Source organism: bacterium (assembly GCA_035703895.1).
Lineage (GTDB): Bacteria > Sysuimicrobiota > Sysuimicrobiia > Sysuimicrobiales > Segetimicrobiaceae > Segetimicrobium.
The window spans coordinates 1-2,212 of sequence record DASSXJ010000170.1; the positions used below are offsets into that span (position 1 = coordinate 1).

3 protein-coding genes are annotated in these 2,212 nt (G+C 63.5%); all 3 read left to right on the forward strand.

All coding sequences use genetic code 11. The features are described 5' to 3' along the window. The first annotated feature begins 64 nt into the window (after positions 1-64). The gene (locus VFP86_12095; protein ID HET9000378.1) at positions 65-778 is read left to right on the forward strand and encodes an ABC transporter ATP-binding protein; all 714 of its coding nucleotides are present in this window, start codon (positions 65-67) and stop codon (positions 776-778) included. After that, on the forward strand, positions 779-1,471 hold the full coding sequence (locus VFP86_12100) for an ABC transporter ATP-binding protein (protein ID HET9000379.1): 693 nt from the start codon (positions 779-781) through the stop codon (positions 1,469-1,471). It abuts the gene before it with no gap. A gap of 53 nt (positions 1,472-1,524) precedes the next feature. Further along, on the forward strand, positions 1,525-2,212 hold a 688-nt coding region (locus VFP86_12105), incomplete at its 3' end, for an ABC transporter substrate-binding protein (GenBank protein HET9000380.1).

The following is a 2,212-nucleotide window of genomic DNA, read 5'->3' on the forward strand; positions in this document are numbered from 1 at the left end:
GGGCACGGAACGAAGGTCCAACCATGCCGGGGGGGTTGTGATCCTCGAAACGCAGGGCCTGACGATGGATTTCCGGGGGTTCCGCGCCCTAGACGGCGTCGATCTGCGGGTCGAGCAGGGGACGATTCACGCGGTGATCGGCCCCAACGGTGCCGGTAAAACCACGCTCTTCAACCTCCTCAGCGGCCTCCTTCCCCCTACCCGCGGGCGTATCATGTTTGGGGACATGGATATTACGGGACACCCCCCCCACCAGATCGCCCGCCTCGGCATCGCCCGGTCGTTCCAAATCACGAGCGTGTTCCCGCATCTCACGCTCCTAGACAACGTGCGCCTGGCCCTGCAGGCTCGAACCGCTCTCGGCTACGCCTTCTGGGAGTCCGATCGGGTTCTAGATCAGTTCACCGAGGAGGCGGCGCAGATTCTGACGTCCGTGGGCCTCGGCGATCGCGCGCAGCGCCGCGCCATCATGCTCCCCTACGGCCAAAAGCGGGCCCTCGAGATCGGCCTGACCCTGGCGTTGCGCCCGAAGCTGCTTCTTTTGGACGAACCGACCGCCGGGCTGAGCCTGGAAGATGTCACCCGTGTCGTTGAATCGATCCGCCGCATCGCGAGTGGCCGCACGGTGGTGCTGGTCGAGCACAACATGGGCGTCGTCGCGGCGCTTTCTCAACACATCACCGTTCTGCAGCGGGGCCGGATCCTGGCCGAGGGCACGTACGCCGAACTCCGGACGAACCGGGATGTGATCGACGCCTACCTTGGGGGCGCGGCGTAGATGCTCAAGGTGGAGGACCTGCAGGCGTGGTACGGGGAGAGCCAGGTCCTGCACGGCGTGCACCTAGAGGTGGACACCGGCCAGGTGGTCACACTGGTCGGCCGGAACGGCATGGGGAAGACCACCACTCTCAAGTGTCTCATGGGGATCCACCGTGAGAAACGGGGACGCATCTTGCTCGATGGGCGAGACATCGGTCATCTGCCGGCCCAGCAGATCGCTCGGCTGGGGATCGGGTGGGTCCAAGACGACCGAGGCATCTACAGCTCGCTGTCCGTCCTGGAGAACCTGCTGCTCCCGCCCGTCGTCTCCGAGGACTCCTGGAGCCTTGACAAGGTCTTCTCCGTGTTCCCGGTCCTGAGGGAACGAGCCGCATACCCCGGCACTAAACTATCCGGGGGTGAGCAGCAGATGCTGTCGATCGCCCGGGTGCTCCGAATGGGCGCCAGGATCCTGCTGCTGGACGAGCCCACCGAGGGGCTGGCTCCACTGCTCGTCCGCCGGGTGGGCGAGATTCTGCGGGAGATCAAATCGCACGGGCTGACCGTACTTCTGGTGGAGCAAAACTTACGTTTTGCCACGACGGTGGCCGATACGCACCATCTGATCGTCAACGGGCGAACGGTCCGGAGTCTTTCCAACCAGGAGGTGGTACAGCAGGAACGGGAACTGCTGGAATACCTTGGCGTGTAAAACAACGACACACGCACGTGCACGGGGCATCTGGTCCAAGCGGAGGTGAAGGGATGAAGCGATGGGGAGCGTTGATCTGCTCGTCAGTGATCGTCCTCGGGCTGTGGGGGCCGGCGGCCGGCCAGGGGACGGTCAAGCTAATGCACAACAAAGTGGTCCTGGGAGTCATCAACGACCAGTCGGGTGTCTACGCCGACATCGGCGGCAAGAACGGGGTCGAGGCGGTCAGGATGGCCGCCGAGGACTTTGTGAAGAAGTACGGGCCAAACGCAGTGGGCGGCCCGATCGAGACCATCTCGGCGGACCACCAGAACAAACCCGACCTCGGTGCGGCGAAGGCCGCGGAGTTCTACGATCGCAACAACGCAAACGTGATCATCGATGTGCCGACGTCATCGGTCGGCATCGCGATCGCCAACGTCGCGGCGCAGAAGAAGCGGGTGTTTCTCGCGGTCGGTGCGGCGACAACGGCCCTGACGAACGCGAACTGCAACAAGTACACGTTCCACTGGGCATACGATACCTACATGCTGGCGAATGGGACCGGCGTCGAAGTCACGAAGCGCATCGGGAAAAAGTGGTACATCCTCTACCCCAACTACGCGTACGGCCAGGACATGAACCGGACGTTCTCTACGGCGATCCAGAAGTCGGGAGGCAAGGTCATGCTCAGCGACCCGACGCCGTTCCCGAACGAGTCGGAGGACTTCTCGACGTTCATGATCAAGGCCCGAACGCTCC